This window comes from Actinomyces sp. SKVG-SVH-4(1) (genome assembly GCF_048514265.1).
Taxonomy (GTDB): domain Bacteria; phylum Actinomycetota; class Actinomycetes; order Actinomycetales; family Actinomycetaceae; genus Actinomyces; species Actinomyces oris.
In genome coordinates, this window is the sequence record NZ_JBGEVE010000013.1 from 37,076 (window position 1) to 61,417 (window position 24,342).

Annotated in this window: 25 protein-coding genes; 3 read left to right on the forward strand and 22 right to left on the reverse strand. The window is 67.4% G+C overall.

From position 1 onward, the window contains the following. The first annotated feature begins 14 nt into the window (after nt 1-14). On the forward strand, nt 15-374 hold the full coding sequence (locus tag AB7V09_RS10465; protein WP_419143711.1) for a hypothetical protein: 360 nt from the start codon (nt 15-17) through the stop codon (nt 372-374). 96 nt (nt 375-470) lie between these two features. Here AB7V09_RS10465 and AB7V09_RS10470 read toward each other — a convergent pair whose 3' ends face one another. From AB7V09_RS10470 to AB7V09_RS10490, 5 genes are all read right to left on the reverse strand, one after another. Then, complete coding sequence (locus AB7V09_RS10470; RefSeq protein WP_419143712.1) at nt 471-1,997, reverse strand: polyamine aminopropyltransferase; 1,527 nt, start codon at nt 1,995-1,997, stop codon at nt 471-473. A gap of 10 nt (nt 1,998-2,007) precedes the next feature. Then, entirely contained in the window at nt 2,008-2,253 is a 246-nt protein-coding gene (locus AB7V09_RS10475; RefSeq protein ID WP_003780291.1) for a DUF350 domain-containing protein, read from the reverse strand. Between the two features lie 52 nt (nt 2,254-2,305). Beyond that, nucleotides 2,306-3,076, reverse strand: coding sequence for a hypothetical protein (locus AB7V09_RS10480; RefSeq protein WP_279013054.1), 771 nt, complete (start codon nt 3,074-3,076; stop codon nt 2,306-2,308). Further along, the gene (locus AB7V09_RS10485) at nt 3,073-3,411 is read right to left on the reverse strand and encodes an S-adenosylmethionine decarboxylase family protein (protein WP_279013055.1); all 339 of its coding nucleotides are present in this window, start codon (nt 3,409-3,411) and stop codon (nt 3,073-3,075) included. Before AB7V09_RS10485 ends, AB7V09_RS10480 begins: the two co-directional genes overlap by 4 nt. A gap of 119 nt (nt 3,412-3,530) precedes the next feature. Next, nucleotides 3,531-4,280, reverse strand: a complete 750-nt coding sequence (locus AB7V09_RS10490) for a hypothetical protein (RefSeq protein WP_419143713.1) — start codon at nt 4,278-4,280, stop codon at nt 3,531-3,533. A 190-nt stretch (nt 4,281-4,470) separates the two neighbouring features. On the opposite strand from AB7V09_RS10490, the gene AB7V09_RS10495 reads away from it, so the two are divergent. Beyond that, nucleotides 4,471-5,307: a MerR family transcriptional regulator gene (locus AB7V09_RS10495; protein ID WP_419143714.1), complete on the forward strand. Its 837-nt coding sequence runs from the start codon at nt 4,471-4,473 to the stop codon at nt 5,305-5,307. Nucleotides 5,308-5,385: 78 nt separating this feature from the next. Then, nucleotides 5,386-5,781, forward strand: a complete 396-nt coding sequence (locus AB7V09_RS10500; RefSeq protein ID WP_419143715.1) for a DUF488 domain-containing protein — start codon at nt 5,386-5,388, stop codon at nt 5,779-5,781. Nucleotides 5,782-5,800: 19 nt separating this feature from the next. Here the strand turns inward: AB7V09_RS10500 and AB7V09_RS10505 are convergent, their stop codons facing one another. The 17 genes from AB7V09_RS10505 to AB7V09_RS10585 all read right to left on the reverse strand — a co-directional run bounded on the left by AB7V09_RS10505 (nt 5,801) and on the right by AB7V09_RS10585 (nt 24,287). Continuing rightward, nucleotides 5,801-6,196, reverse strand: a complete 396-nt coding sequence (locus AB7V09_RS10505; protein ID WP_004564698.1) for a metal-sulfur cluster assembly factor — start codon at nt 6,194-6,196, stop codon at nt 5,801-5,803. 51 nt (nt 6,197-6,247) lie between these two features. Continuing rightward, nucleotides 6,248-6,724 (reverse strand): Fe-S cluster assembly sulfur transfer protein SufU, encoded by a 477-nt coding sequence (gene sufU, locus AB7V09_RS10510; RefSeq protein WP_010615419.1) that lies wholly within the window; start codon nt 6,722-6,724, stop codon nt 6,248-6,250. A gap of 2 nt (nt 6,725-6,726) precedes the next feature. Further along, entirely contained in the window at nt 6,727-8,079 is a 1,353-nt protein-coding gene (locus AB7V09_RS10515; RefSeq protein ID WP_419143716.1) for a SufS family cysteine desulfurase, read from the reverse strand. A gap of 161 nt (nt 8,080-8,240) precedes the next feature. Next, nucleotides 8,241-8,990 carry a Fe-S cluster assembly ATPase SufC gene (gene sufC / locus AB7V09_RS10520; protein WP_419143717.1) on the reverse strand — a complete coding sequence of 250 codons (750 nt, stop codon included), beginning with the start codon at nt 8,988-8,990 and terminating at the stop codon, nt 8,241-8,243. A gap of 68 nt (nt 8,991-9,058) precedes the next feature. Next, nucleotides 9,059-10,318, reverse strand: coding sequence for a Fe-S cluster assembly protein SufD (sufD, locus tag AB7V09_RS10525; protein ID WP_419143718.1), 1,260 nt, complete (start codon nt 10,316-10,318; stop codon nt 9,059-9,061). 92 nt (nt 10,319-10,410) lie between these two features. After that, nucleotides 10,411-11,850: a Fe-S cluster assembly protein SufB gene (gene sufB / locus AB7V09_RS10530; RefSeq protein ID WP_075392583.1), complete on the reverse strand. Its 1,440-nt coding sequence runs from the start codon at nt 11,848-11,850 to the stop codon at nt 10,411-10,413. Beyond that, a complete protein-coding gene (locus tag AB7V09_RS10535) occupies nt 11,847-12,581 on the reverse strand; it encodes a helix-turn-helix transcriptional regulator (protein WP_009747484.1) in 735 nt (244 codons plus the stop codon). Before AB7V09_RS10535 ends, sufB begins: the two co-directional genes overlap by 4 nt. 556 nt (nt 12,582-13,137) lie before the next feature. Continuing rightward, nucleotides 13,138-14,058: a glycosyl hydrolase family 32 gene (locus tag AB7V09_RS10540; protein WP_419143719.1), complete on the reverse strand. Its 921-nt coding sequence runs from the start codon at nt 14,056-14,058 to the stop codon at nt 13,138-13,140. 7 nt (nt 14,059-14,065) lie between these two features. Beyond that, nucleotides 14,066-14,917 carry a carbohydrate ABC transporter permease gene (locus AB7V09_RS10545; protein WP_419143720.1) on the reverse strand — a complete coding sequence of 284 codons (852 nt, stop codon included), beginning with the start codon at nt 14,915-14,917 and terminating at the stop codon, nt 14,066-14,068. 115 nt (nt 14,918-15,032) lie between these two features. Continuing rightward, a complete protein-coding gene (locus AB7V09_RS10550; RefSeq protein WP_419143721.1) occupies nt 15,033-15,839 on the reverse strand; it encodes a carbohydrate ABC transporter permease in 807 nt (268 codons plus the stop codon). A gap of 247 nt (nt 15,840-16,086) precedes the next feature. After that, nucleotides 16,087-17,364, reverse strand: a complete 1,278-nt coding sequence (locus AB7V09_RS10555; protein WP_419143722.1) for an extracellular solute-binding protein — start codon at nt 17,362-17,364, stop codon at nt 16,087-16,089. A gap of 98 nt (nt 17,365-17,462) precedes the next feature. Then, complete coding sequence (locus tag AB7V09_RS10560) at nt 17,463-18,476, reverse strand: LacI family DNA-binding transcriptional regulator (protein ID WP_419143723.1); 1,014 nt, start codon at nt 18,474-18,476, stop codon at nt 17,463-17,465. 266 nt (nt 18,477-18,742) lie between these two features. Next, entirely contained in the window at nt 18,743-19,447 is a 705-nt protein-coding gene (locus AB7V09_RS10565) for an NUDIX domain-containing protein (protein WP_419143724.1), read from the reverse strand. A gap of 82 nt (nt 19,448-19,529) precedes the next feature. Beyond that, nucleotides 19,530-20,687 carry a glycosyltransferase family 4 protein gene (locus AB7V09_RS10570; RefSeq protein WP_419143725.1) on the reverse strand — a complete coding sequence of 386 codons (1,158 nt, stop codon included), beginning with the start codon at nt 20,685-20,687 and terminating at the stop codon, nt 19,530-19,532. Further along, a complete protein-coding gene (gene murJ / locus AB7V09_RS10575; RefSeq protein WP_419143726.1) occupies nt 20,684-22,330 on the reverse strand; it encodes a murein biosynthesis integral membrane protein MurJ in 1,647 nt (548 codons plus the stop codon). Before murJ ends, AB7V09_RS10570 begins: the two co-directional genes overlap by 4 nt. Continuing rightward, the gene (locus AB7V09_RS10580; protein ID WP_419143727.1) at nt 22,330-23,247 is read right to left on the reverse strand and encodes a hypothetical protein; all 918 of its coding nucleotides are present in this window, start codon (nt 23,245-23,247) and stop codon (nt 22,330-22,332) included. The genes murJ and AB7V09_RS10580 overlap by 1 nt, the downstream gene beginning before the upstream one ends. 104 nt (nt 23,248-23,351) lie before the next feature. Continuing rightward, nucleotides 23,352-24,287 (reverse strand): copper transporter, encoded by a 936-nt coding sequence (locus tag AB7V09_RS10585; protein ID WP_419143728.1) that lies wholly within the window; start codon nt 24,285-24,287, stop codon nt 23,352-23,354. Nucleotides 24,288-24,342 lie beyond the last annotated feature (55 nt).

Here is a 24,342-nt window from a genome sequence, read left to right on the forward strand (position 1 = left end):
GGAAACACAGCAACATGACAGCAACGAATCAGGACAAGTCGGCCCGGCAGCAGCTGAGCGGACGAAGCATCGCCGGAGCATGCCTGGCCGTCTGTGGTCTCCTCATCATCGTCTGGGGAGCGACCCTCGAGCCCGTCGACGTCACTGACCCCGGCTTCATGTCCTTCGCCGTCAGCGGGCTGGTGATCGTCGCAGCCGGAGCATGCCTGGCGACGGCACTTCCTCGCGCTGCTCGTGTCACGCTCATCTGGCTGGCAACACTGGCGGCAATGCACTATCTGTTCATCATCGGCATGGCGGTCATCGTGTCCCTCATGAGCTGCGTGATGATCGGCGGAATCGCCGCCTGGCTGTCCATCAGAATCTTGAGATGAGTTGAGGCGGCCGCCGCAATGCGGCAACAGGGCGACGGCGAAGTCGCTTCGGGACGATTCAGACCGAACCGGCTTCGCCGTCTCTTCCCAGGTGGCTCAGTAGTAGCGCCACTGACGCATGTCTTGGTTGTAGACCTCGACGATCCGGGGATGCAGAAGGGTGGAGGGCTCCATGAACTCGGTGCGGGCCGGCTTGGTTCGCATGATGAACTCCAGGGTCTTCCGGTCCTGGTAGGTCAGCCCCTTGGGAAGCGGCTGGCTGATGAGGTTTTGCGGCGTCCTGGTGGACAGCACGAAGCCCCACTCCCCGAAGGAGGGGATATTGGTGGAGAAGGGCAGGATCTGTCGATCCGGCTGAGCGGCGGCGACGGTGCTGGCCACTGTGGAGAAGGCGTGGGGTGAGAAAAAGGTGGAGGTGGCCTGGGTGACCATGACGCCCTCGGGTGCCAGCCGCGCCTCGATGCTCCGATAGAACTCGGTGGAGTAGAGCTTGGCGAGCTTCTCGTTGGAGGGGTCGACCAGGTCGATGAGAACGACGTCGTAGGTCGCCTTGGAGTCCTGAACGTAGGTGAAGGCATCATCGTTGACGACCTTCACCCTGGGGTCGGACAGGGAGGCGTGGTTGAGGTCCTTGAGCAGGCGGTTGCTCCGAGCCAGCTCGGTGACATCAGGGTCGATGTCCACGATGGTGACGTCCGTGACGCTGGGGTAGCGCAGGATCTCCCGGGCCAGCAGGCCGTCGCCGCCGCCGAGCACGAGCACGTGGGCGGGTTCCTTCACCGAGGTCATGGCACTAGCGGACAGGGTCTCGTGGTACCTGGCCTCGTCCAGGCTGGAGAACTGGAGCTGGCCGTTGAGGTACAGGCGCAGGTCGTCCTGATACTGGGTGAGGACCACCTTCTGGTAGGCGGTCTGCTGGTAGTAGACGATCGGGTCGTTGTAGGTCAGCGCCTCCACACTGCGCTCGATGCGGTTGGCGGCCGCGAACATGCCCACCAGTGCCACAACGGCGGCGGTGGCCGCCCACAGGATCTTCCGAGGTGTGCGCACCTGGAGCAGGACGAGCAGAGCGACCAGGACGTTGAGGGCGCCTACCAGGTAGGCCCCGCGCATGAGGCCGAGCTGCGGGAGGAGCACCAGGGGGAAGACCAGGGAGGCCACCAGGGAGCCGAAGTAGTCGATGGCCATGACCTTGCCGAGCAGCTCGCTGGTCGAGCGGCGCCCGAAGGCGGCGAAGGTCCGCACCAGCAGCGGGATCTCCAGGCCGATGAGGATGCCGATGGTCAGGCTGATGCCGCCGAAGACGACCCAGTGCAGGCGGGTGCGCCCAAAGGCCAGGTACAGCAGGAGGACGGAGTTGCCACCGATGAGGCCCAGGAGCACCTCGCTGACACCGAAGACGACTGCCGGCGCTGCACGGAAGCGGTTGACCAGCAGTGAGCCGATACCCATACCGAACAGGGTGATACCGGTGGCCAGACTGAAGCTGAGCACGGAGTCGCCCAGGAGGTAGGAGGCGGCCGTGCCCAGGATGAGCTCGTAGATGAGCCCACCGATCGCGGCGAGCAGCGCCGCAGTGAACAGGGCGACGTTCTCCCGTCGCCCGATTCGGCCGTGGGTCATGGTGTGCGGCTCAGCTCAGGATGGTGGCGGCGATGATGATGGCGATCGCGAGCGCCGTGCCGGCGAAGGCGACCCCCAGGCCGATGTTCTGGTCCTCGATGAGCTCGCGTCTGAGGTCGAGGCGGAAGATGCGGTTGACCAGCAGCGCGAACACCATGAGCAGGACCACTCCGAGCACCGCGTAGACGATGGTGCTCAGCAGTGACTGCCAGTTGAGGTCGACCGATGAGTGATGGGCGATGGTCATGAGCGACATGTCTTCTCCTTCGTGTATGACCGTCGAGGGGGGTGAGTCAGTGGGCTCCAGGTCATTTTCCGACGCCGCCGCCCCCGCCGCCGTAGACCGAGCGGTTCCGGAAGGGGACGCCGCCTCCTGAGGGAAAGAAACCCTCATCTTCATCGATCAGCTCGGCGAGCACCAGCGCCACGAACATCAGGACGATCCAGAACACGGGGACCCACACGCTGTCGTTCGTCCCGGAGATCGCCGCGGGGAACCACCGCCAGAACCTTCGCATGAAACCGGGTATCCACCACGGTCGGGTCACGGGCCTACCGAAGACCTTGTACTGCTTCGAGGAGGACAGACCTGTTTCGCTGTAGATCTCTCGGGCGTGGAGGCGATGTGCATCGACCACCATGGTGGAGATCGAGCCGTGCGCTTCCACCACGCGGAGCTCGGCACACGTCGTCGCAGTGAGAGCCCCCTGGGAATGATCGATGGCCCCGGTCTCGTGGTCGATCTCAGCACGGCGCACATTCGTGACCTCGACGGTGCACGGCCGGCCGCGGACTCTCAGCTTCCGGCTCCAACCGACCTCGAGGGTGAGCGGGTCAATCGCCGGCTGAACAGGAACCGGCTCGTGAAGAACCACCTTGTTGGTGTCTCGACGGATCTCCAGCCAGAGCTCTTTACCCTCGTCGTCGATCAGGCGCCACTGCTCCCGCTTGACGAAGCGCCGACCTCCCTGATCCCGTCGTTTGAGGACAACTCGCCCCATGACGGTGTAGGAGCGGCGCTTCTTCCTCAGGGAACCCCGAAGCGTCTCACCGACTCTCAGATCACTTCTGACACTCACAGCGTGATCCCCGAGCTGGTCACCTGCTGGGCCCGCAGGCGCTTGCGCACCAGCTCCCCCACGGCCTCGATCTGGGCGGGGGTCAGTGTGCGGCAGCTGGTGAGCGTCACGTAGCCGGTGCCGGACTCGGGCCAGGTGTGGGCGGCGATATGCGACTCGGACAGAATGATGACGGCGCTCAGTCCCTGGGGCTCGAAGCGGTGGTGAGCGCTGGATACGGCAGTCAGTCCCGCCGTCTGGGCGGCAGTCAGGAGAATCGACTCCATGGTGGACAGATCGTTGAGCGCATACGGCTCAGCGCCACTGATCTTGTAGCTGACGGAACACAGGCTCACCGCACTCACGCGAGCACGGTAGCAACGAGGCAGACAGCCGACAAACGGGCTGAGGTCCCCATCCTCACTCCCCCGCCGTCGACAACACATGGCGGGAAGCCCGTCACCGATGGGGCGACCTACTTGCCGACTCCGCCTCCGCCGCCCCCATAGACCGGGCGGTGACGATAGCCCCGTGAAGAGCCCGAGTGCGAGGTGCTGGTGGGATCGGCGTCGCCACTGAAGCGGCTGGGGTTGGAGCAGGCGGAGAACAGTCCGCCGACGAGCACGATACTGACGAGGGCGGCGACGACCGCGCATCCGATGTTCCGGCCGGTTCTTCCAGGGGCAGATCGGCGGTTGTACAGGACCCGCCCGAAGAGCTGCTTCTGCTGCGCAGTGGACAAGGAGGTCTTGCGGTATGCCAGGAGGTCACGGAAACGGTGGCTGTCGATGGTCAGCCTGCTGGTCACGCCGGCCGGGTCCGTCAGCCGCACCTCGGCGTAGGTCATGGTCTCGCCGATGTTGAGCGGGCACACCGGGGAACCGATGACGTTCTCGAGGGTGCCGGTGGTCACCTCCTCAACCATGCCCCGGTGCAGGACGCCGTTGATCGTCAGCGGCATCGTCTGGCCGACGGTCAGGGTCCACGGCTCGATCGTCTCCTGGAGACGAACGGGTTCGTAGAAGAGGACCTCGCCAGGATCGTGGTCGATCTCGACCCATGTGTCGGCGTTGCTGGCCCCGATGAGCTGCCACTCCTCCCAGTAGTAGAAGCAGTGGTCCTGGGAGTCCCATTCCTTGAAGAGCAGGCAGCCTGTGACTGACAGGGCGCCTGCAGTGCCCTGGAGCAGGTCGCCGACCTGCAGGTTGCCTCGCGTGCCGTTCACCAGGACCCTCCCGCCTGCGGAGAGCAAGACGGGGCGCCACTGCCGCCGTCGGTACCTGATCCGCCTGTCATCACGCGGGCACAGTAGCAACGCGGGCATGTCCCGGCAAACGGATCGCACTCCCCATGATCCGGCCCCACTACGTGGATCCGAACGGCTCAGGATCCGGGTGCCGTGTGAGACTGTCCCCATGCGCGTTGCCGAGATCGCCGAGCTGACCGGGACGACCGTGCGCACGGTGCGCTACTACCACTCGCTGGGTCTGCTTCCAGTCCCTGACGAACGGGGCGGCTGGCGCGACTACGACCTGAGCCACGTCGCCCGGCTCTCCCGGATCCGCTGGCTGGTCCAGGCCGGTGTGTCCCTGGAGACCATCAGGCGCGTCCTCGACGAGTCCGAGGCCACCGGCGTCGAGCAACCCGACGACGCGCCCGCGGCCGGAACGGTTGAAGCACGCGCGGCGGCCGGCTCCGTGGTCGAGGACCTGGCCGGGGCACTGGCCGCCGTGGAGGATCACCTGGCCGAGGTCGCCAGGCAGAGGGACATGCTCACCGGCCTGCTGGAGCGAGCCAAAGCCGGTTCGACGGTCTCACCGATGTCCCCGCGTATGGCGGCCTTCTTCGACCGGCTGGAGCAGGCCGCTGCCGATGAGGCCACCCGCTGCGCCGTGCGCAAGGAGCGGGACCTGACCGACCTGGCCTGCTATCGCGGCCAGATGCCGCCGGAGGCGGAGTTCCTCTTCGTGGACCCGGATCCTGACTACGACGCCGAGTCACTGGCCCTTTACTCCCAGGAGCCGACCGAGATGTCAGAGGCGCAGATCGAGCAGCGCGCCCAGGTCATGGTCTCCCGGATGGAGGCCCGGCTGCCGCCTGAGCGCCTTGCAGCCCTTGCCAGCAGCGTCGACACCGATGCGGTCCGGGGGCTCTTCAGCCTCATCGGAGCCACGGGGTACCCCGATGCGCGGCTCACCCGGGCCTTGGAACGGGAGTTCCTCACCGCGATCGACCGATGGCACCCCAGCTAAGTGAGCGCCGCTCGCACGCCTGGTTCACTGCGAGCCGATGGGACCGCACCGACGGATGGGGCGAGTAGCGTCACTGGTATGAGTCAACGCCTTCCTTCATCTGCCAACGTGGTTCTCAAAGGCATCCGTGAGGAGCCCAGCGCCGAGGACGGAGCACGGGTCCTGGTGGACCGGCTCTGGCCCCGTGGCGTGTCCAAGGAGCGCGCCGCTCTCGACGAGTGGGCCAAGGACGCCGCCCCCACCACCGAGCTGCGGCGGGCCTTCCACAGCGGGGACCTGCCCTGGCCCCAGTTCGTCGAGGCCTACCGAGCCGAGCTCACCGAGAGGCCCGAGGCGGTCGCCGCCGTCGAGCACCTGCGTCACGAGGCCCTTACGGGGCGCGTGACGCTCCTGTTCGCCGGCCACGACCACGTCCACTGCCACGCGCGTGTCCTGCGCGAGGCGGTCCTCGGTGTCGAGGAGGACCTGACCTGACGGCGGCCTCGACGGAGTCTCAGACGTTGAAGCCCAGGGCGCGCAACTGCTCGCGGCCCTCAGGGGTGATCTTGTCCGGCCCCCACGGCGGCAGCCAGACCCACTGGATGCGGACCTTGTCGGCAATGAGGGACAGGGCCTGCTGGGCCTGCTCCTCAATGACGTCGGTGAGCGGACACGCGGCGGTGGTCAGGGTCATGTCGAGCACGACGGTGCCGTCGGGCTCGATCGACACCCCGTAGAGCAGGCCGAGGTCGACGACGTTGATACCGAGCTCAGGGTCGATGACGTCGCGCAGGGCCTCCTCGACGGCGGCGACATCGACGCCCTCGGTGCTGGCGACGGGGGCCGGCGGCTGCTGGGCGGCCATGGGGTTGTCGGCGGCTGCCGGCATCCCACTGGGGTTGTCACTCATGGCTTCTTCCTTCTTCCTCGCGGGTCGGACAGTGGTGTCAGGACAGTTGATCTACTCGGCGCCGTTCGGCTCAACGGCGGGCAGGGCGACGCCGGACTTGGCCAGGGCGTCCTTGAGGGCCATCCACCCGAGCAGGGCGCACTTGACGCGGTTGGGGTACTTCGAGACGCCCTCGAAGGCGGCCCCGTCCTCCAGGTCATCCAGGACGGCGTCGTCGACGCCCTTGCCGCGCGAGTGCATGAGGGTATCGAAGTCCGCCTCGAGGCGGGCCACGGTGGCCAGGTCGGCGCCGTTGACGAGGTCGTGCATGACGGAGATGGAGGCCTGGGAGATGGAGCAGCCGTCCCCCTCCCAGCCGATGGCCTCGATCTTGCCGTCCTTGACGCGCACCCCCAGGGTCACGTCGTCACCACAGGTGGGGTTGACCTGGTGGCTGGTGGCGTCCGGGGCGTCGAGGGCGCCGGAGCCGTGGCGCTCGCGGGAGTGGTCGAGGATGACTTGCTGGTAGAGCTGGTCGAGTTCGTTCATGCTCACCTCTGGAAGTAGCGCCGGACGTCGGCGATGGCGGACAGGAAGCGGTCCACCTCCTCGGGAGTGGAGCAGGCCCCGAAGGACAGGCGCGAGGAGGCGTGGATGCCGAAGTGCTGGTGGATGGGCTGGGCGCAGTGGTGGCCGGTGCGCACGGCGACGCCGGCGGCGTCGAGGACCTGGCCGACGTCGTGAGGGTGGACTCCCTCGATGGAGAAGGCGACCACGCCCAGGCGGTCGGTGGTGTCGGTCGGGCCGACCAGGCGCAGCCCGGGGGCCTGGGCCAGGCCCTCGAGCACCTGCTGGGTCAGGGCCTGCTCGGTGGCGTGGAGCCGGTCCAGGCCGATCCGGGCAAGGTACTCCACGGCGGTGCGCCATCCCGCGGCCTGCGCCAGCGGCTGGCTGCCGGCCTCGAAACGGGGCGGGCCGCTCATGAAGGTCGACGACTCCATGGTGACGATCTCAATCATGGAGCCGCCGGTGAGCACCGGTGGCATCGCCGCCAGGAGCTCCTCGGTGGCCACGAGCGCGCCGATTCCGGTGGGGCCGAGCATCTTGTGGCTGGAGAGCACCATGGCGTCCACGCCGGCGGTCTTCAGTGCGCCGAAGTCCAGCGGCAGGTGGGCGGCCGACTGGCAGGTGTCCAGGACGACGAGCGCACCGACCTGCTGCGCGCGCGGGAGGATGAGGTCCAGCGGGCTGATCGCGCCGGTGACGTTGGAGGCATGGGTCAGGGCCAGCACGCGGGTGCGCTCGGTGATGACGTCCAGGGTGGCGGCATCGATGCGCCCGTCCTCGGTCAGGTCCAGCCAGCGCAGGGTGGCGCCGGTGCGGGCGCACAGCTCCTGCCATGGCACGAGGTTGGCGTGGTGCTCAGCGCGGGTGACGACGACCTCGTCGCCCTCTCCGATGATGAGGCGCCGAGCCGGGTCATCGGCCGCGGCGGGCCCTCCGCCACGGGCCGCCGACCGACCCTGGCTGGCGTGCCCGATGGCCAGGGCGACGAGGTTGATGGCCTCGGTGGCGTTCTTGGTGAAGACGAGCTCGCTGCCACGCGCGCCCACGAAAGCAGCGATGGCGTCACGGGCGTCCTCGAAGGTGGCGGTGGCCTCGTCGGCGAGCTGGTAGGTGGAGCGTCCCGCCGCGCCGTTGGACATGCGGTAGAAGTCGGCCTCCGTGGTGATGACGCCGGCGGGCTTCTGGCTCGTGGCCGCCCAGTCCAGGTAGGCCAGAGCCTCGCCGTTGCGGGCGGCCCGCTCCAGGTAGGGGAAGTCGGCGCGGATCGCGGCGATCTCCTCCGCGTTGAGTGCGCCGGTCGAAGGCGCCCCGGTGAGTGGGGCCGTGGACTGAGTCATGACGTGCCTTTCCGATTCGGTGCGGGGCGGTTCCGGGCATGGTCGCCGACGGCGGGGGCTGAGGTCACGAGGAACCATAGTCCCCCTGCCTCAATGCCGGGGCCGGCGACGGCGCCTTGTTGCGCGGCGCGCCGTCGTCGGCCCCGGCACGGTGAGGACGGTCAGGCCAGGTAGCGGTCGTAGCCCTCTTCCTCGAGGCGGTCGGCCAGGTCGGGGCCGCCGGCCTCGGCCACGCGCCCGTCGACGAAGACGTGGACGTGGTCGGGCTTGATGTAGCGCAGGATGCGCGTGTAGTGGGTGATGAGGAGGAAGCCGGCGTCAGACTCGGCGTGGAGGCGGTTGACGCCCTCGGAGACGATGCGCAGGGCGTCAACGTCCAGGCCGGAGTCGGTCTCGTCCAGGACGGCGAAGCGGGGACGGAGCAGCTCCATCTGGAGGATCTCGAAGCGCTTCTTCTCACCGCCGGAGAAGCCGGCGTTGACGTCACGCTGGGAGAAGGCGGGGTCCATCCGCAGGTTCTTCATGGCCTGGTTGACCTCGCCGACCCACTGGCGCACCTTGGGAGCCTGGCCGTCGATGGCGGTCTTGGCCGTGCGCAGGAAGTTGGCCACGGTGACGCCGGGAACCTCGACGGGGTACTGCATGGCCAGGAAGAGGCCGGCCCGGGCGCGCTCGTCCACGCTCATCTCCAGCAGGTCGACGCCGTCGAGGAGGACCTCGCCATCGGTGACCTCGTAGTCGGGGTGCCCGGCGATGGAGTAGGCCAGGGTGGACTTGCCTGAGCCGTTAGGGCCCATGATGGCGTGGACCTGGTTGGAGTCGATGGTCAGGTCGACGCCCTTGAGGATGGGCTTGGGGCCGTCGTTGGTGGCCACCTGGACGTGGAGGTTCTTGATCTGCAGAGTGCTCATGCGACGTTTCTTTCAGCTGGGTTGTGGTCTGGTTGCGGGCGGGCGGACCGTCGTGCGGGTCCGGCCTGTCACTCGGCTGCCGGCTCGGCGGCGGGGTCCTGGTCGGTGCGGGCGGTGATGAGTCCGGTGAGCTCGAGCTCCTTCTCGATGGCGGCCATGAGGCGCTCCTCGACCTCGTCGACACCGATCTCGGCGACGATCTCGTTGAAGAAGCCCAGGACGACGAGGCGGCGGGCCTCGGTCTCGGGGATGCCGCGGGCACGCAGGTAGAACAGCTGCTGGTCGTCGAAGCGGCCGGTGGCGCTGGCGTGGCCGGCCCCCTCGATGTTGCCGTTCTCGATCTCCAGATTCGGCACGGAGTCGGCCTTGGCCCCCTCGGTGAGGACCAGGTTGCGGTTGAGCTCGTAGGTGTCGGTGCCGCGGGCGGCCTGGCCGATGAGGCAGTCCCCCACCCACACGGCGTGCGCGCCCTCGCCCTGGAGGGCGCCCTTGTAGGTGACACGCGAGTAGCAGTGGGGCTCGGTGTGGGCCACGTAGGGACGGTGCTCCTGGTGCTGACCGGCATCGGTGAAGTAGACGCCGTAGGCGTCGATGTGCCCGCCCTCGCCGGAGAAGCCCAGGTCGGGGCAGATGCGCACGTCTCCGCCGAGGCTGACGACGACGTGCTTGAGGACGCCGCGGCCGCAGACCTTGACCCGGTGGTTGGAGGCGTGGATGGCCTCGTCCTCCCAGCCCTGGACGGTCACCAGGGTGAGCTCGGCGCCGTCGGCGACCGTCACCTCGACACCCTGGGTCAGGGCGGCGGTGCCGGTGTGGTCCAGGACGACGGTTCCCTTGGAACCGGCCTCGGCGGCGACGAGGATGTGCTGGGCGGTGGGGCGGGCGAGCTGTGTGTCCTGGCCGATGATGTTCAGTCGGGCGGCCCGCTCCAGCTGGGCGCCGGGCTCGAGCGTGAGCACCGTGGCGGTCTCTGTGCCGTTCCAGGCGGTGACGCCGGTGCGGTCGACCGGGGCACCCACGGTGCCGATGCGGGCGTCGCTGCGCGCGACCGTCTCCAGGCTCACGCCGTCGGGCAGGTCCGTCTCGATACGGACACCGGCATCGCTCTGGCCGGCGGTGGCCGCGCGGATGGCGTCGAGGTCGAACAGCGGGGCGAAGCGCTTCATCGGCGTGAAGCGCCACTCCTCCTCACGGCCGCGCGGCACCGGGATGTCGGCGGGGTCGAAGGAGGTGGGGCGGTCGGCGCGCGAGGAGACGTAGCGCGGCCCGCCGTGGGAGTGGGCGCCGTCGAGCGTGGCGCTCGAGTGGTCGGTGGAGAGTTCAGGCATGTGGAGGTGCTCCTTGGCCGGCAGCAGGCCGGTGTGATGAGGTGTGGGTCGAAGGCTGAGTGGGCTGACGAGGGAGGATCCGCTGCGGTGGGTCAGCCCACCGAGTTCTCCATCTGCAGCTCGATGAGCCGGTTGAGCTCGAGGGCGTACTCCATGGGCAGCTCCCGGGCAATGGGCTCGACGAAGCCGCGCACGATCGTGGCCATGGCCTCGGTCTCGGTCAGCCCGCGCTGCATGAGGTAGAAGAGCTGGTCGGCGCTCACCTTGGAGACGGTCGCCTCGTGGCCCATCTCGACGTCGTCGGTGCGCACGTCGACGTAGGGGTAGGTGTCCGAGCGGGAGATCTCATCGACCAGGAGCGCGTCGCACAGCACGTTGGACTTGGAGTGCCGGGCGTTCTTCATGATCTGCACCAGTCCGCGGTAGGCGCTGCGGCCACCGTGGCGGGCGATCGACTTGGAGACGATGTGGCTGGAGGTGTGGGGCGCCATGTGGACCATCTTGGCGCCGGTGTCCTGGTGCTGGTCCGCGCCGGCGAAGGCGATGGACAGGGCCTCGCCGCGGGCGTGGGGGCCCATGAGGAAGACGGCCGGGTACTTCATGTTCCGCTTGGAGCCGATGTTGCCGTCGACCCACTCCATGGTGGCGCCCTCCTCGCAGGTAGCGCGCTGGGTCACCAGGTTGTAGACGTTGTTGGACCAGTTCTGGATGGTCGTGTAGCGCACGCGGGCGTTCTTCTTGACCACGATCTCCACGATCGCCGAGTGCAGGGAGTCGGTGGAGTAGATGGGGGCGGTGCAGCCCTCGACATAGTGGACGTAGGAGTCCTCGTCGGCGATGATGAGCGTGCGCTCGAACTGGCCCATGTTCTCGGTGTTGATGCGGAAGTAGGCCTGGAGCGGGATCTCGACGTGGACGCCCTTGGGGACGTAGATGAAGGAGCCCCCGGACCACACGGCCGTGTTGAGGGCTGCGAACTTGTTGTCGCCGGCGGGCACCACGGTCCCGAAGTACTCCTTGACGAGCTCGGGGTACTCGCGCACGGCGGTGTCGGTGTCCACGAAGATGACGCCCTGCTCCTCCAGGTCACCGCGGATCTGGTGGTAGACGACCTCCGACTCGTACTGGGCGGCCACGCCGGCCACCAGGCGCTCGCGCTCGGCCTCGGGGATGCCGATGCGGTCGTAGGTGTTCTTGATGTCCTCGGGCAGGTCGTCCCAGGAGTTGGCCGGCCGGTCCGTGGAGCGCACGTAGTACTTGACGGCGTCCATGTCGAGCTGTGAGAGGTCCACGCCCCAGGTGGGCATGGGCTTGCGCTCGAAGGTGGAGTAGGCCTTGAGACGCTTGGCCAGCATCCACTCCGGCTCTCCCTTGATGGCGGAGATCTCGCGGACCACCTGCTCATCAAGGCCTCGCTTGGCCTTCTCACCGGCCTCGTCGGAGTCGTGCCAGCCGAAGTCGTAGCTCGTCGAGATCGAGTCGATGATCTCGTCGTCGGTGCTACGCGTGGTCTCGGTTGTCGGCAGTGTCATCGGGTTCCTTCCATTCGCTTGGTCTCAAGGCCTCGCGTCTTAGCCGCCGCCCGAACCGCGCGCTTGCGCAGCGCGGGCATGGCGATCGGAATGTGGGTGGTACAGACGTGCTCGCCTCCGGCCAGGGTGGCCAGACGCTGGACCGGGACGCCCACGAGCCGGGAGATGGCCTGGGTCTCGGCGTCGCACAGCTCGTGGAACTCCCCGGCCACATCGCGCACCGGGCAGTTGCCCTGGCACAGCTGGACGGCGAAGGAGCCGTCCCCGACGTCGCGCACCGAGGCCGCGTAGCCGTCGAGAGTCAGGGCGTCCGCCAGGGCGCGGGCCCTCTCCGAGGGGTCCTTGCCGGCCGCCTCGACGACGGTGGCGTAGCGGCGCTCGAGGTCACGGCCCCTGGCCGCGGCGAAGGAGTCGACCGCCTTGTCACCGGCCACCTGGGACAGGTAGTGCAGGGCGCGGTTGGCCAGGTCGGAGTAGCCCTCCGCGAAGGAGGTGCGGGCCTTGGGCGTCAGGACGTAGTGCCGGGCCGGGCGACCGCGGCCGCGCTTGCCCGTCTGGGCCGGCGTGTGCACCTCGATCTGCTCAGCGTCCTCAAGGGCGGTGATGTGCCTGCGCACGGCGGCCGGCGTCAGGCTCAGGACCTTGGCGAGCTGCGCCGCCGACACCGGTCCCTTCTCAGCGATGAGGTCGAGAACGCGTGCCCGGGTAGAGTCGTCGTCACTCTGAGTCATGACGGTTCTCCTCCCCTAGTCGCTTCCGACGCCTCACGGCCTGCCCCGTTGCGGCCGGTTCGGCCTTGCCCTGGACCGGCTCCAGGCACTGACCTGCGAGGCGTCGCTGGTCGTTGTGCCACGAGTTTAACCAAGATCTTGCTTGCCGAATTCAACGCTGGCAAGTTCACGACGGAGCGTCGCAAGGTGGGATTGAACACGTCACCCAATCAAAGGTGAACCTTACCTAGGAATACCTAACTAGTCGTTGGTCAGGTTCCCCGGCCGCGCGCACCGTAAATCGCGTTTCCCATCCTGAACGCACTTCTCCCGCAGGCAACTGGAGACAGACCCCAGTCGCCTGCGGGAAGACGCCGTCCTCGACTGGCAGGTATGCTCCCGAACGCTGCCGGCGCGGTCCGACGTTGCCGTGGCGGCCGCCTTGAGCGCCTGATCCAGGCAGAAGCGACCCGGCTCCCGCCTCGCCACCCGACACAGCACGATGAGCGAGGGACGCACCCGGTCCTGGAAGGGCTCCCCGTTCACTCACTGTCCAGACAACTGACAACGCGGCTTCCTAGCTCCCGCCTCTTGACAGAAGCTCGACGTTGGCCCACGGCAACAGGTCCGGAGCCGCTCCGATGAACTCACCATTGACGATGTTCTCGAAGCCCGTGAAAACCCACGCTCCATCGCGCATCTGAAGCAGCTGACCGGCGTAGAGGTGCTCTGGGCGCACGTACCTGGCGCCATCAATGTCCCAAGGCCCCAGCGCCCCCTCCCCCTCGGCGACCCACACCCCGCCGGGGCCGGGTTCGGCCTTCATGTCGTCACCGCAGGAGAAGATGAGGAGATGGTGGCCGTCAACGCTTCTGCTCTGGGAAACCTCCAGCTGTCCGAAAACCGACGGGCTGGTCAGCGGCGGCCCGATCCGCCAGTGATCCAGGTCATCGGAGACGGCATGACCGATGACGCCGGCACCATAGTGCTCAGCCCCCTTCGCCCTGGCGGTGATGAGCATGTGCCAGCGCCCGTCATACCTGAAGACAAAGGGATCTCTCCAGTGCTCGGCGCCAGAGACGTCTGCTTCTCTCTTTTCGTACCATCTGGCGTCCGCCTCCAGAGGAACATTGCACGTGCGTTCAAAGATCACGCCGTCAGTGGAGTCAGCCCAGCCGATGCGCTGAACCAGCCCGTCCTCGGCTCGAGAGATTCCGGTGTAGAAGACACGCATAGCACCGTCGGGCTTGACGATGGTGGAGCCGGTCCAGATCGCCTTGTCGTCGAACCCCGGCCCGTCGGAATGCACCAGGGCGTCGGGTAAAAGCTGCCACGTACGCGCATCATCGGAAACGGCGTGCCCCATGGAGGCACGGAAGTGCCGCCGCTCCGGATCGTGCAACGCGCGCGACGCCCGCAGGAAGAAGAGGTGATAGCGATCGCCGTCGTCACAGATCCAGTGGTCCCACAGCCAGTGGTCGGCAAGATGAAGAGACATGCTTTCCTCAGCCTTTGACGGCAGTGCCTGCCAACGACGCCACGAAAGAGCGCTGGAACAGAGCGAAAATGATAAGAACAGGCAGAGTGATGAGTGTACCGTATGCCATGATCTGCCCCCATACCGGGTTGAGCTGGAAGAAGTACTGCATGCCCACGCTCGCGGGCCGCATTGACTCCTCCTGGATGACCATGAGCGGCCACAGGTAGGAGTTCCACGCCGGCAGCATCGTGATGATGGCAACTGTGGCGAAGGTTGGACCGGACAGTGGCACAATGATTCGCGAGTAGATCACCCACCAGGACGCGCCATCAACACGGGCCGCCTCGTCGATCTCCTTGGGGATGTCCCCGAAATGCTGGGCGAAGAGGAAGATGGAGATTGCATTGGCAACGAAGGGCAGAATCTGCACCTGGTAGGTGTTGAGCATTCCCTGCTTGACAAGAAAACCATCAACGACCCACTGCAGCGATGGCAACTTTGCGACCCAGTATACGAGCGGCACAGCGATGGTCTCAAAAGGTACCATGAGAGTGGCCAGAACAAGCGAGAGGACAATATTCTTACCCCTCCAGCGCATACGCGAGATCGCGAAACCGATCATCGAGTTGACAATAAGACCGAGCACTACGATCGCGACTGTCACGATGAGCGAGTTCGCAATAAATCGTACAGCTGGGACCCTTTCGAATACTCCGGAGTAGTTATCCAGCGATAGGCGCCCAGTCGGAAGGAATGCCTTAAGAGAGCCGAGATCGGCGAAGATCTGCTGGTCTTCTTTGAAGGAGGAGAAGACCATGAATAACAGGGGGAACACAGCGACGCACGATGCGGTGACAAGTCCGATGTAGGTCAGCACCCTGGATCGTCTCCTGGTGGCGGCTCGGCCACGGCGACGCGGGCTCCTTTCGGCAGCCCCGAGGGCATCGACATCTGCAGGTGCCGCATCGGCCCTAGTTGTCTCAGTGAGCATGTCAGTCCTTCTCCCTGGTGAGCCAACGCTGGATGAGGCTGATGAGTAGAACGGCGACAAAGAATATGAGTGAGATGGAGCTGCCGTACCCCATGTCCTGCTCCCGGTAACCCCTGCGCACCGCGTGGTAGACAATCGTCGAGGTGGCGTCTTGGGGACCTCCGGACGTCATGACGTCAACCTGGACGAACAGGCCCAGCGCAGCGATCGTGATGGTGACGAGGATGAAGACCATCGTTGAATGCAGACCCGGCCACGTGATGTAGCGGAAGCGTTGCCATCCGTTGACACCGTCGAGGTCAGCCGCCTCATAGAGAACCGGGTCGATCATTTGCAGGCCGGAGAGCCAGATGATCATATGGAAACCGACCGCCTGCCAGATAGACAGAACGATAATGGCCGGCATTGCGGTGCCGGGGTGGTTGAGCCAGGCGATAGTGGACCACCCGCCACCAGTGACGGTGTTGAGCATCGAGTTGAACAGACCGTTGTCCTGGTAGAAGAAGCTCCACAGGATGGAGACCACAACCATGGAGGTCACCACAGGCATGAAGATCATTGTGCGGAAGGCGGTGACTCCCTTGACCTTCTGGTTGACAAGAATCGCCAACGCTAGGGCAAGGGCGGACTGGAAGGGCACGACAATGAGCGCAAAGAAGACAGTATTCGTCAGAGACCGGATGAAGGTCGGGTCGTCGGTGAACGCCCGCACAAAGTTCTCCATGCCAATGAACTGCGGAGGGTTGGGGGAGATGAGACGCGTATTCGTGAAGGACAGGATGAAGGTAAGCAGGATCGGGATGCCCATGAAAAGCACGAGGAGCAGGAGGGCCGGTGAGCTCATGAGCCACGCCGTCCGAGCCTCTCTGCGCAATGCGGCGGTCCTGCCGCGGCGCCTCATGGTACTGGGGGCTGCCATATCGGTTCCCTTCCCAGTGTCGCACTCTTGTGCGCACACCGGATCGGTGCTGGTGATGTAGGGAGGTAGCGCGGCTGTTGACCGGCCGCACGATCAGGTACTCAGTATTTCACTTGGCCTAGTTGGCCTAGTTGGCCTACTTGGCCTTGTAGCCACCGTTCGACTTGATATCCGCGTTGATGTCCTTGACGGCCTGGTCGAGGGTCGACTTGACATCGGAGCCGGAGACGATGTCTCGAGCGGCCTTGTCAAAAGTCGATGAGATGACCTTGTAACCGGGTGTCGCAGGACGCAGGAGGGCATACTTCTTACCGATCTCGTAGACAGGCTCCAGCGGCTTGCCCTCGCCGTAGTACTTCGTCTTCGGAGTGGCCGACTCGACTGACGGGAAGTTGCCGATCGCGTCGGAGTACTGAACGAGATACTTGTCCTGCATGAGGAACTCAATGAACTTGTTCGCAGCGTCGGCGCTCTTCGAGGAGGAGGACACGCCCCACTGCCAGGAACCACCGCCTACGTGAGCGCCCGCGCCGAAGTCGACAGGCGGGAGGATAAGGACCTCCTCCTTGCCGAAGGTCTCCTGAGCCTTGAGAACCTTCCATCCGCCGGCATAGACGAGCGGCACCTTGCCTTGAAGGAAGTCCTGGCCGTCCTTGGCTGGAGTCTGAGAGGCGTAGTTGGAGGTGAACAGCGAGCGGAACCAGGTACCCCACTCGACGGCCTTGTCCCCATTGAGGAAGCCCTCGGCGGTCTCATAGCTCTTGCGGTCGATGAGGTCGCCACCGAAGGACTGGAGCATGGGAGCGTAGGCGTAGGGCCACCACTCGGCGGTGTCCCATACCGACATGTCGATGGCGTAGCTGAAGCCGTCGAGCTTTGAGAGCTTGTCAAGGGCCCCCATGAACTCGTTCTTCGTCCACGGCTTGTCGACCGTGGGGATGGCAACACCGGCCTTGTCGAAGGCTGATTTACGACCGAGGAAGCACAGCGAGGTGTCGTAGGGGCCGACGGAGTAGAGCTTGTTGTTCCAGACTCCTTTGGCGGAGTCGATGATCCTACCCTGGAGTTCCTGCGAGATGGTCAGCGGCGAGAGGTATCCGGCCCAGGCCCAGTTCGGCATGATCGGGCCGTCAAGGTCGAGGATGTCGGGCAGGTTGCCGGAGACGGCGGCTGAGGCAATGGCATCGTTGTAGGACTCCTGCGGGAAGGACTTCACCGTGACCGGAGTGTTGGGGTTCGCGGCGTTGAAGTCCTTGACCGCGCTGTTGACGACGTCGAGCTCCTCCTTGTTGCCCCCGTTGTGGGTCCAGAGCGTCAGTCCGCCCGACCCCTTTCCGGACTGAGAGGAGCATGCGGCAAGCGTGGTCAAGGCGGCGGCGCTGGCGCCGAGGAACATGCGGCGGGTGGTCATCATGATGGCACTCCTTTGTGTATCAGCGTGAGTGGTGGGGATCTGACTCCACCCCATCGGGCGGAGAGCTGGTGGGGCCGGCCTCGTGTGCGGCGCGCGGGCTACGGCAGCAAGGTGGTGGGAGGCGCCGTGGAGGCTCGCTCGATGAGAGGGCAGGGAAAGCGCGTGACGTCCGGGAGCTCGGCTGTACGGCCCGCGGCAAGCTCGCGAGTGAGCCACTCGGCCATCTCCCAGTGCGGCAGGCGCATCGTGGTGAGCCTGGGATCGAGGTTCGTAGAGATGAGCGCAAGGTCGTCGAAGCCGATAACAGAGAGGTCGTCGGGAATGGAGATCCCCAGGCGTACCGCCTGCCGGAAGACGCCGGCCGCCAGGGCGTCGTTGTAGCAGAAGACGGCGGTCGGACGATCAGGCCGGTCGAGGAGACGGCGGGCAGTGGCGTCGACGCTGTCGGGGTCGAGTCCCCCGGTGACGAGGAGCGACTCGTCCACCGCCAGCCCGGCCTCTCGAAGGCTGTGGCGGTAGGAGTCGGAACGCTCACGCACAGCGATGCTCTCGGCGTCGTCGTGCCCAAGGTAGCCGATACGGCGGTGGCCGAGGTCGACGAGGTGAGCAACGGCATCGCTGGCGCCTTGACGCTCATCGGGAACGACGCCAGGAACCCCAGGGCGGTCAGCAACGCCGTTGAGCACGACGACATCCTTGATCTGCTCAGGAACCGGAACAACGCGGTGATACATCGAGGCAATGACCACCTGGCCGACGCGCCGGGCGACCATTTCGCGGACTGCCTCCTTGGCGGCGACGCCGTCGTGTCCTGCGTCAGTGAGAAGGACGGACCACCCGAGGCTCTGACTGGTGGACAGAACAGCGTCAATCATGGAGACGGCGTAGGGCGTGGACAGGACACGCTCGCCGATGACCCCAATCGTCCGGGTTCGACCGTTGCGCATACCACCGGCAATGGCGTCACGGACGTAGCCGAGCTCGTCAGCGGCCACACGAACACGCTCAGCCTTGCGCTCACTCACGCGACCCTCGAACTTGCCGGAGAGCACGAGGGAGGCCGCAGCCTTGGAGACACCAGCCGCGGCAGCGACATCGGCGAGAGTCGTCATCGCCTCTCTCCCCTCTTCTGGTCGGGAGGCCCGGCATCGGTACCGGACACAGAGAGATCATGACTCAGAACACACTCAAGAGTCAACCGGTTAACCACATTGAGTCGAGTCAATTAATCGATTGATGTTCGAGGTGTTCTTCACCTGAGTCAGGCTGCCCTCGCTCGTGATAGCGGGCAGACTCGCCGAATCCTGGCCACTATCTTGCCCAGGAACGCCGGTCCGAAAGTGCTCCCACTGGTGACAGACAAGTACTTCGACTCGTCTTACAGGCTCTCCGGGCTGCGCAGCCAGGGGGCGTCGGCGGGACGCAGTCCCACCCAGCCGCGGGTGCGCGCGTGGGCCGTGGCCAGGACTCCGAGCACCGTGGAGGGGTTGTGCAGGCGGCCGCCCATGACGGCGTCGAGGGCCTCGTCCAGGCGGACCCAGGTGGGCACGAACTCGGCCTCCTCGTCCTCGCGGACGGTGCGCCGGTCCTCGGGCAGCAGGCTCAGGTCCTGGGCGAGGAAGATCCGGGCCCCCTCGGTGGTGAAGCCGGGCGAGGCGTAGAACTCGGCCAGCGTGTGCCAGGTGGCCGCCTCGTAGTCGGTCTCCTCGGCGAGCTCTCGGGCGGCGGCGACGGCCGGTTCCTCCCCCGCCACGTCGAGCAGTCCCGCGGGGATCTCCCACAGGCAGGCGCGCACGGGATGACGGTACTGGCGGATCATGAGGATCTCCGCGGCGCCGTCGGCCTGGGAGGATGCCTCGCCCTCGCGCAGGGCGACGACGGCTACGGCATCGTGGTGGACGACGACCTGACGGGCCACCGGTTCCTGACCGGGCCCCAGGCGCACCTGGTCGGCGTCGACGGCGAAGATCGGCCCGCTCCAGACCCGCTCGCTGGAGACCAGCTCCCGCCCAGGTTCGCGCGTGTCGGCGAGGCTGTTCTCTAAGCCTTCGCCGCTGCGGGTGCTCGTCACCGGATGATCCACGATTGGCTCCTCATTCTCGCTGCCGGCGTCGTCGTTGCTGGGCGCTCGGGCACCACGATGCTACCGCTCGGGGCAGGGCGGCTCAGTGCAGGTCGAGGACCGTCTGTCGCAGCTGGGCCGCCAGGTCCTCGAGCCCGGGAAGGCCTCTGGCCGCCGCCTGCGCGCGCTCAGCGGCGCGGGTGCGGGCCTCGGGGTCGCTCAGGAGGGTTCGAAGTGCCTCCGCGATGGCCTGGGCCTGAGGGTCCACGAGGACGGCTCCTCCTCTGGCGGTCACGGCGGTGCCTCCGACGTCGGTGGCCACGATCGCGGTGCCTGCGCGCAGAGCCTCCTGGATGGTGAGGGGCTGGCCCTCCCACAGGCTGGTCTGGACGACGACGTCAGCGACCTCCATGAGGGCCGGAGCATCGCTTCGCCGCCCCAGGAGGCTGACCGGGAGCTGTTCAGCGGCGATGCACTCAGCGGCCTGCTCGCGGCCGGGGCCATCCCCGGCGAGGGCCCAGGTGAAGGCGGTCAGCCGGCCGGCGTCAACCTCGCGGGAGAGGATCGCGGCGGCCTCGAGCAGCAGCGGCAGGCCCTTCTGAGGAGCCAGGCGGGCGACGGTCAGGAGGCGGGCCCCGCTTCGCGGCCAGGCATCCTCCGCCGCGGCCGCGTCGGAGGCGCCCGGTTCAGCGGGCTGCTGGGGTGGCACCGCGGGAATGATGGCGAGCTCGACGTGTGGGGCGCCGAGATCCTGGGCCCGTTCGGCCAGGTCGGGGCTGACCGCCAGGACGAGGTCGGCGCGCCGGGCGATGAGCCGCTCGAGCCTGTCCCCCACCAAGGTGGTCAGGCGCCCCCCGACGGTGAGGTTGTGGAGGGTGACGACCAGCCGCGTGCGTCCGCGGCGGCGTCGTCCCAGGGCCAGGGCGGCCAGGGCCCCGGCTCGCAGGCCGTGGGCGTGAAGGACGTCGGCGCGCCGGCCCAGGCGACGCAGCCTGGCCACGGCCAGGGTGTCGTTGAGGCTGGGGCGGGGGCCGATCTCGAGTGGCTCGGCGCGAGCCGGCTTGATATCCAGTCCGTCAAGGACCGCGGCGGGGGCCTCAACAATGACGTCGTGGCCGTCGGCGGCCAGGAGGCGGGCGCAGTCAGCCAGGTGGGCCCGCACCCCTCCAGCGGCCGATCCGCACACCTGGAGGATCCTCCGGCGCCCGACCTGCGGGTCCTGTACGGCACCGGGCTTATTCATGGCGTCGACGTCGCTCATGGTTGCTCCTTGTCGTCCTTCGTTGTCACCGTCGGCCTGCCACCACGTACCGATGCCAGGAGGCTGCGGTCAGCCAGGTGGATGACCACCAGGACGAGGGCCGCGGCCGCAGCGGCACCGATCACGGCGGTGATGACGGCCAGGAACAGGGAGGTGACGCGGGTGGTCGCCTCTCGGACGACCAGCCCGAGGACGAGGGCCACGGGCAGCCCCGCACCGAGCGCGGTCAGGGTCGCGCGCAGCACCCGGCCCCCCATGACTCGGGCCAGAACGATCAGCAGGCTCGCTCCCGCCACCGTCATCCCAATGGTCGTGCCCATTCCCAGGGCCACGAGGGTGGCGCGCCCGTCCCCACCTGCGGGCGCCATGAGGCGCACGCAGGCGGCACAGGCCACCGCCACGGTCAGCCAGCCGGCCGCGGTGGCGTGAGCGGCGGGCCGAGAGCGGTCGGCGGCGAACAGGACCCGGGTGACCTGGTAGATGAGGGCGTAGCCGATCAGTCCCGGAGCCAGGACGGCCAGCGCCTGGCCCATCCCGTCGACCTGCTTGAAGGAGAAGAAGCGCTCGGCAGCGGCGCTGGCGGCCAGCAGCATGGCGGTTCCGGCCACGGCGACGGCGGTGACCAGGGCCGTGGAGGTGGCCACCAGCCTCCTGACGTTCTCCTCGCCTGTGCCGCCAGGACTGCCCGCCGACAGCTCGCGGGCCTCGAAGGCGGCGGTCAGGCGGGGGTAGAGGACGGTGGCCACGGGGACGGCCAGCACCGCGTAAGGAAGGACGTAGACGGCCTGCGTGTACTGATAGACCGCAGCAGTTCCGGTCTGCCCACCCCAACGGGCCATGGCCAGGACCACCAGGACGCTCACCTGCTGGGCCAGGATCGTCCACACCCCGGCCCCGCCGAGCCGCAGCGCCCGCCGGGCCTGGGCGCCCCCCAGTCTCAGGGTGGGGCGCAGACCCAGCCCCAGCCGGTGGACCGGCCACAGCAGCGGCAGGCTGAGGGCGGCCACCCCGAGGGTCGTCCCCCAACCCAGCACCTGGAGGGCGAGGCTGGAGGCGGCCGCGTCGTCGCCGCCGGCCAGCACCCCGTAGAGACCATAGGTCGCCATGACCACGAGGCTGGAGAGCATCGGTGTCAGCGCTGGCCAGGTGAAGCGGTTGTGAGCCTGGAGGACACCGGTGAGGACGACGGCCACCCCGTACATGGGCACCTGCAGGGCGAACATGCGCAGGAAGGAGGCGACGAGCTCATGCTGAAGCGTCGGGTCCACGCCCTGGGAGGTGGGGAACAGGGAGGCGATCGGGGCGGCCAGGACGATGAGCCCCAGGGACAGTGGGGTCAGGACCGCCAGGACCAGGCCCAGCAGCCCCGAGGTGGTGGCGGTGACCTCCTCACGCCTGCCCGCGGCGATCGGGGCGGCCAGGAGCGGGACGACGGTGGCGGCCAGGACCCCGCCGACGACGACCTCGTAGAGGGTGTTGGGCAGCTGGTTGGCCGTGGTGTAGGCGCCCGCCACCGTTCCGGTGCCGACGGTGGCGGCCTGGACGAGCCAGCGCAGGAACCCCAGGACGCGGGAGACGAGGGTCAGGCCGGCGACGGACCCGGCCACTGAGAGCAGTCCACCGCGGCGTTGCTGTGCCGTCATCAGGGGCGGCGTCCCAGCCCGTCGAGGGCGGCCAGCACCGGGGTCTCGCTGATGACGCGGGAGAAGGAGACCTTCTCGCTGGCCAGGATGAGGCTCACCCCGCTCAGGGCGGCCCCGGCGCGCACCGCGGCGTGGGGGTGGCAGGCCAGGGCGGTGCCCAGCAGGGCGCCGACGGCGTTGGCCCCGGTGTCCCCCAGCATCGTGTTCTCCAGGAGGTCCTCCGGCAGGGCTGCGAGACTGACTCCCAGGGTGCCCGCGGCCAGCATCCGGGTGGGCTCGCCGTCGCGTCCGGGGGTGGCCAGCAGCGGGGTGCTCACGATGCAGGCGGTCTTGAGCGCCCGTCCGGGGCGCAGGTCGAGCAGGTTGAGCAGGTTCGCCCAGGCTGCGATGACCACGGCGCTGGACGCGGCGTCGACGGCTCTGGACGCCAGCGGACGTGCGCCGGCGCCCGTGCTTCGGTGGCGGGCCAGGAGGACACCGCCGACGAGCGCCCCTGAGCCGATGACGGCGATCTTGAGGGCTCCGGTGGTGACGCGCCCGTGGGCGAGGGCGGTGAGGTGACCCTTGAGACCCTTGGCGGGGGTGTCGCCGTCGTGGGCCCCGGCATCGAGGTCGTCGACCAGGCCGGCGCATCCCCCGGCCCCAGCCGCAATGGTGGCGGCCAGTCCTGCCCGTGAGGGTGAGCCCGTCCTGCCCCGCAGGAGCCTGCCGGCCTCGATCCCAGTCGTCACGGCGCCGGCTGCTGCCCCGACTCCCCCGCGCAGGCTCACGGTGCGGCCGTGGAAGTTGGTGCGCTCCAGTCTCTGGGCAATGGGCGCCAAACAGGTGGACCAGGACAGGGCGGTGCCCGCCGCCTTGAGACCCGTCCTCGCCAGGTCTCGGGCGCAGGAGCTTACTCGCGTGATCGTGCCAGCCATGGACTCAGCCTAAGGCAGGGCGGGGACCGATCGCGGCGTCGCCACCCAGGACGCGGCCGCAGCGTCCGGGCCGGCCGAGTCACCTGCGTCGCTGAGGACAGGGACTACTTGGTCACTGGCGGCATGACTGCCTCGGCCCCCTTGTCGAAGCCGTAGTGCCCGGTGGTTCCCGCTCGGGTGGAGGCCAGGGCCAGAGGGGTGGACACGGAGGCGGCGATCTGGCCGACGGAGTCGACAGTGGTCACCTTCGCCTTCTCGGAGCGGATGATGCCGACGACGCCGCCGTCACCGTCGGCGGAGCCGACGACGACTGTGGGCGCCCTACCGGCTGTGCCCTCCAGCGCTTTGGCCCAGGCCTTGGGGTCCTCGCCCGGCGAGGCCTCGACGGTTGCTCCCTTGCCGGAGGATGCCTGCGGACGCGGCCCGACGACGACGATCATCTCGGCCGCAGCGGTGGGCGTGGAGTCCACGGAGATGAAGGGAGTGCCGGACTTGTCCACTGTCACCGACAGCATGTCCATGAGGACCCGGGAGGAGTCGTCGTTGGCGGTCAGGGCCTTGGCCAGGGCCTCCCCCAGGATGCCGTTGGCGTCCTTGGAGTTGGTGCTGCCCAGGTGTCCTTGGACCTGTCCGGAGAAGGTGGAGCGGTAGTTCTCCCGGGACAGGTCCACCCAGGTGCTGGTCATGCTCACTCGGCCGGTGACGGTGGCGCCTGCGTTCTTGAGCTGGGTGGCGATGGCGTCGGCGTCCTCGGCGTTGGCCTCGGGCAGGAGCACCATGGCCACGTTCTTGGAGGCCAGGGTCCCGGGCAGGAGGCTGGTGGCGGCCTGAGTGATGTAGGAGTCCCGCTCGTTGACGGCCGTCTCAGTCTGCTCGAGCTTGGCCTGGGTGGCGTTGCGGTTCTCACGCAGGGCGGTGACCTGGTCGTTGAGCGCGGTTCCCAGGGAGTTCTGCAGCGGGCCGGCACCCAGGACGACCCCGACGGCGAGGGCCAGGAACACGGAGATGAGCGATACCAGGTGATAGCGGAAGTCGATCATGGTTGAAGACCTTGAAGATGACCGTGAGAGGGGCTGCCTCTCAGATGGGCGGGGG

Coding starts and splice junctions, on each gene's coding strand:
- AB7V09_RS10465 (WP_419143711.1), top strand. CDS start 15: ATGACAGCAACGAATCAGGACAAGTCGGCCCGGCAGCAGCTGAGCGGA.
- AB7V09_RS10470 (WP_419143712.1), bottom strand. CDS start 1,997: ATGACCCACGGCCGAATCGGGCGACGGGAGAACGTCGCCCTGTTCACT.
- AB7V09_RS10475 (WP_003780291.1), bottom strand. CDS start 2,253: ATGTCGCTCATGACCATCGCCCATCACTCATCGGTCGACCTCAACTGG.
- AB7V09_RS10495 (WP_419143714.1), top strand. CDS start 4,471: ATGCGCGTTGCCGAGATCGCCGAGCTGACCGGGACGACCGTGCGCACG.
- AB7V09_RS10500 (WP_419143715.1), top strand. CDS start 5,386: ATGAGTCAACGCCTTCCTTCATCTGCCAACGTGGTTCTCAAAGGCATC.
- AB7V09_RS10505 (WP_004564698.1), bottom strand. CDS start 6,196: ATGAGTGACAACCCCAGTGGGATGCCGGCAGCCGCCGACAACCCCATG.
- sufU (WP_010615419.1), bottom strand. CDS start 6,724: ATGAACGAACTCGACCAGCTCTACCAGCAAGTCATCCTCGACCACTCC.
- AB7V09_RS10515 (WP_419143716.1), bottom strand. CDS start 8,079: ATGACTCAGTCCACGGCCCCACTCACCGGGGCGCCTTCGACCGGCGCA.
- sufC (WP_419143717.1), bottom strand. CDS start 8,990: ATGAGCACTCTGCAGATCAAGAACCTCCACGTCCAGGTGGCCACCAAC.
- sufD (WP_419143718.1), bottom strand. CDS start 10,318: ATGCCTGAACTCTCCACCGACCACTCGAGCGCCACGCTCGACGGCGCC.
- sufB (WP_075392583.1), bottom strand. CDS start 11,850: ATGACACTGCCGACAACCGAGACCACGCGTAGCACCGACGACGAGATC.
- AB7V09_RS10535 (WP_009747484.1), bottom strand. CDS start 12,581: ATGACTCAGAGTGACGACGACTCTACCCGGGCACGCGTTCTCGACCTC.
- AB7V09_RS10540 (WP_419143719.1), bottom strand. CDS start 14,058: ATGTCTCTTCATCTTGCCGACCACTGGCTGTGGGACCACTGGATCTGT.
- AB7V09_RS10550 (WP_419143721.1), bottom strand. CDS start 15,839: ATGGGCATCCCGATCCTGCTTACCTTCATCCTGTCCTTCACGAATACG.
- AB7V09_RS10555 (WP_419143722.1), bottom strand. CDS start 17,364: ATGATGACCACCCGCCGCATGTTCCTCGGCGCCAGCGCCGCCGCCTTG.
- AB7V09_RS10560 (WP_419143723.1), bottom strand. CDS start 18,476: ATGACGACTCTCGCCGATGTCGCTGCCGCGGCTGGTGTCTCCAAGGCT.
- AB7V09_RS10570 (WP_419143725.1), bottom strand. CDS start 20,687: ATGAGCGACGTCGACGCCATGAATAAGCCCGGTGCCGTACAGGACCCG.
- murJ (WP_419143726.1), bottom strand. CDS start 22,330: ATGACGGCACAGCAACGCCGCGGTGGACTGCTCTCAGTGGCCGGGTCC.
- AB7V09_RS10580 (WP_419143727.1), bottom strand. CDS start 23,247: ATGGCTGGCACGATCACGCGAGTAAGCTCCTGCGCCCGAGACCTGGCG.
- AB7V09_RS10585 (WP_419143728.1), bottom strand. CDS start 24,287: ATGATCGACTTCCGCTATCACCTGGTATCGCTCATCTCCGTGTTCCTG.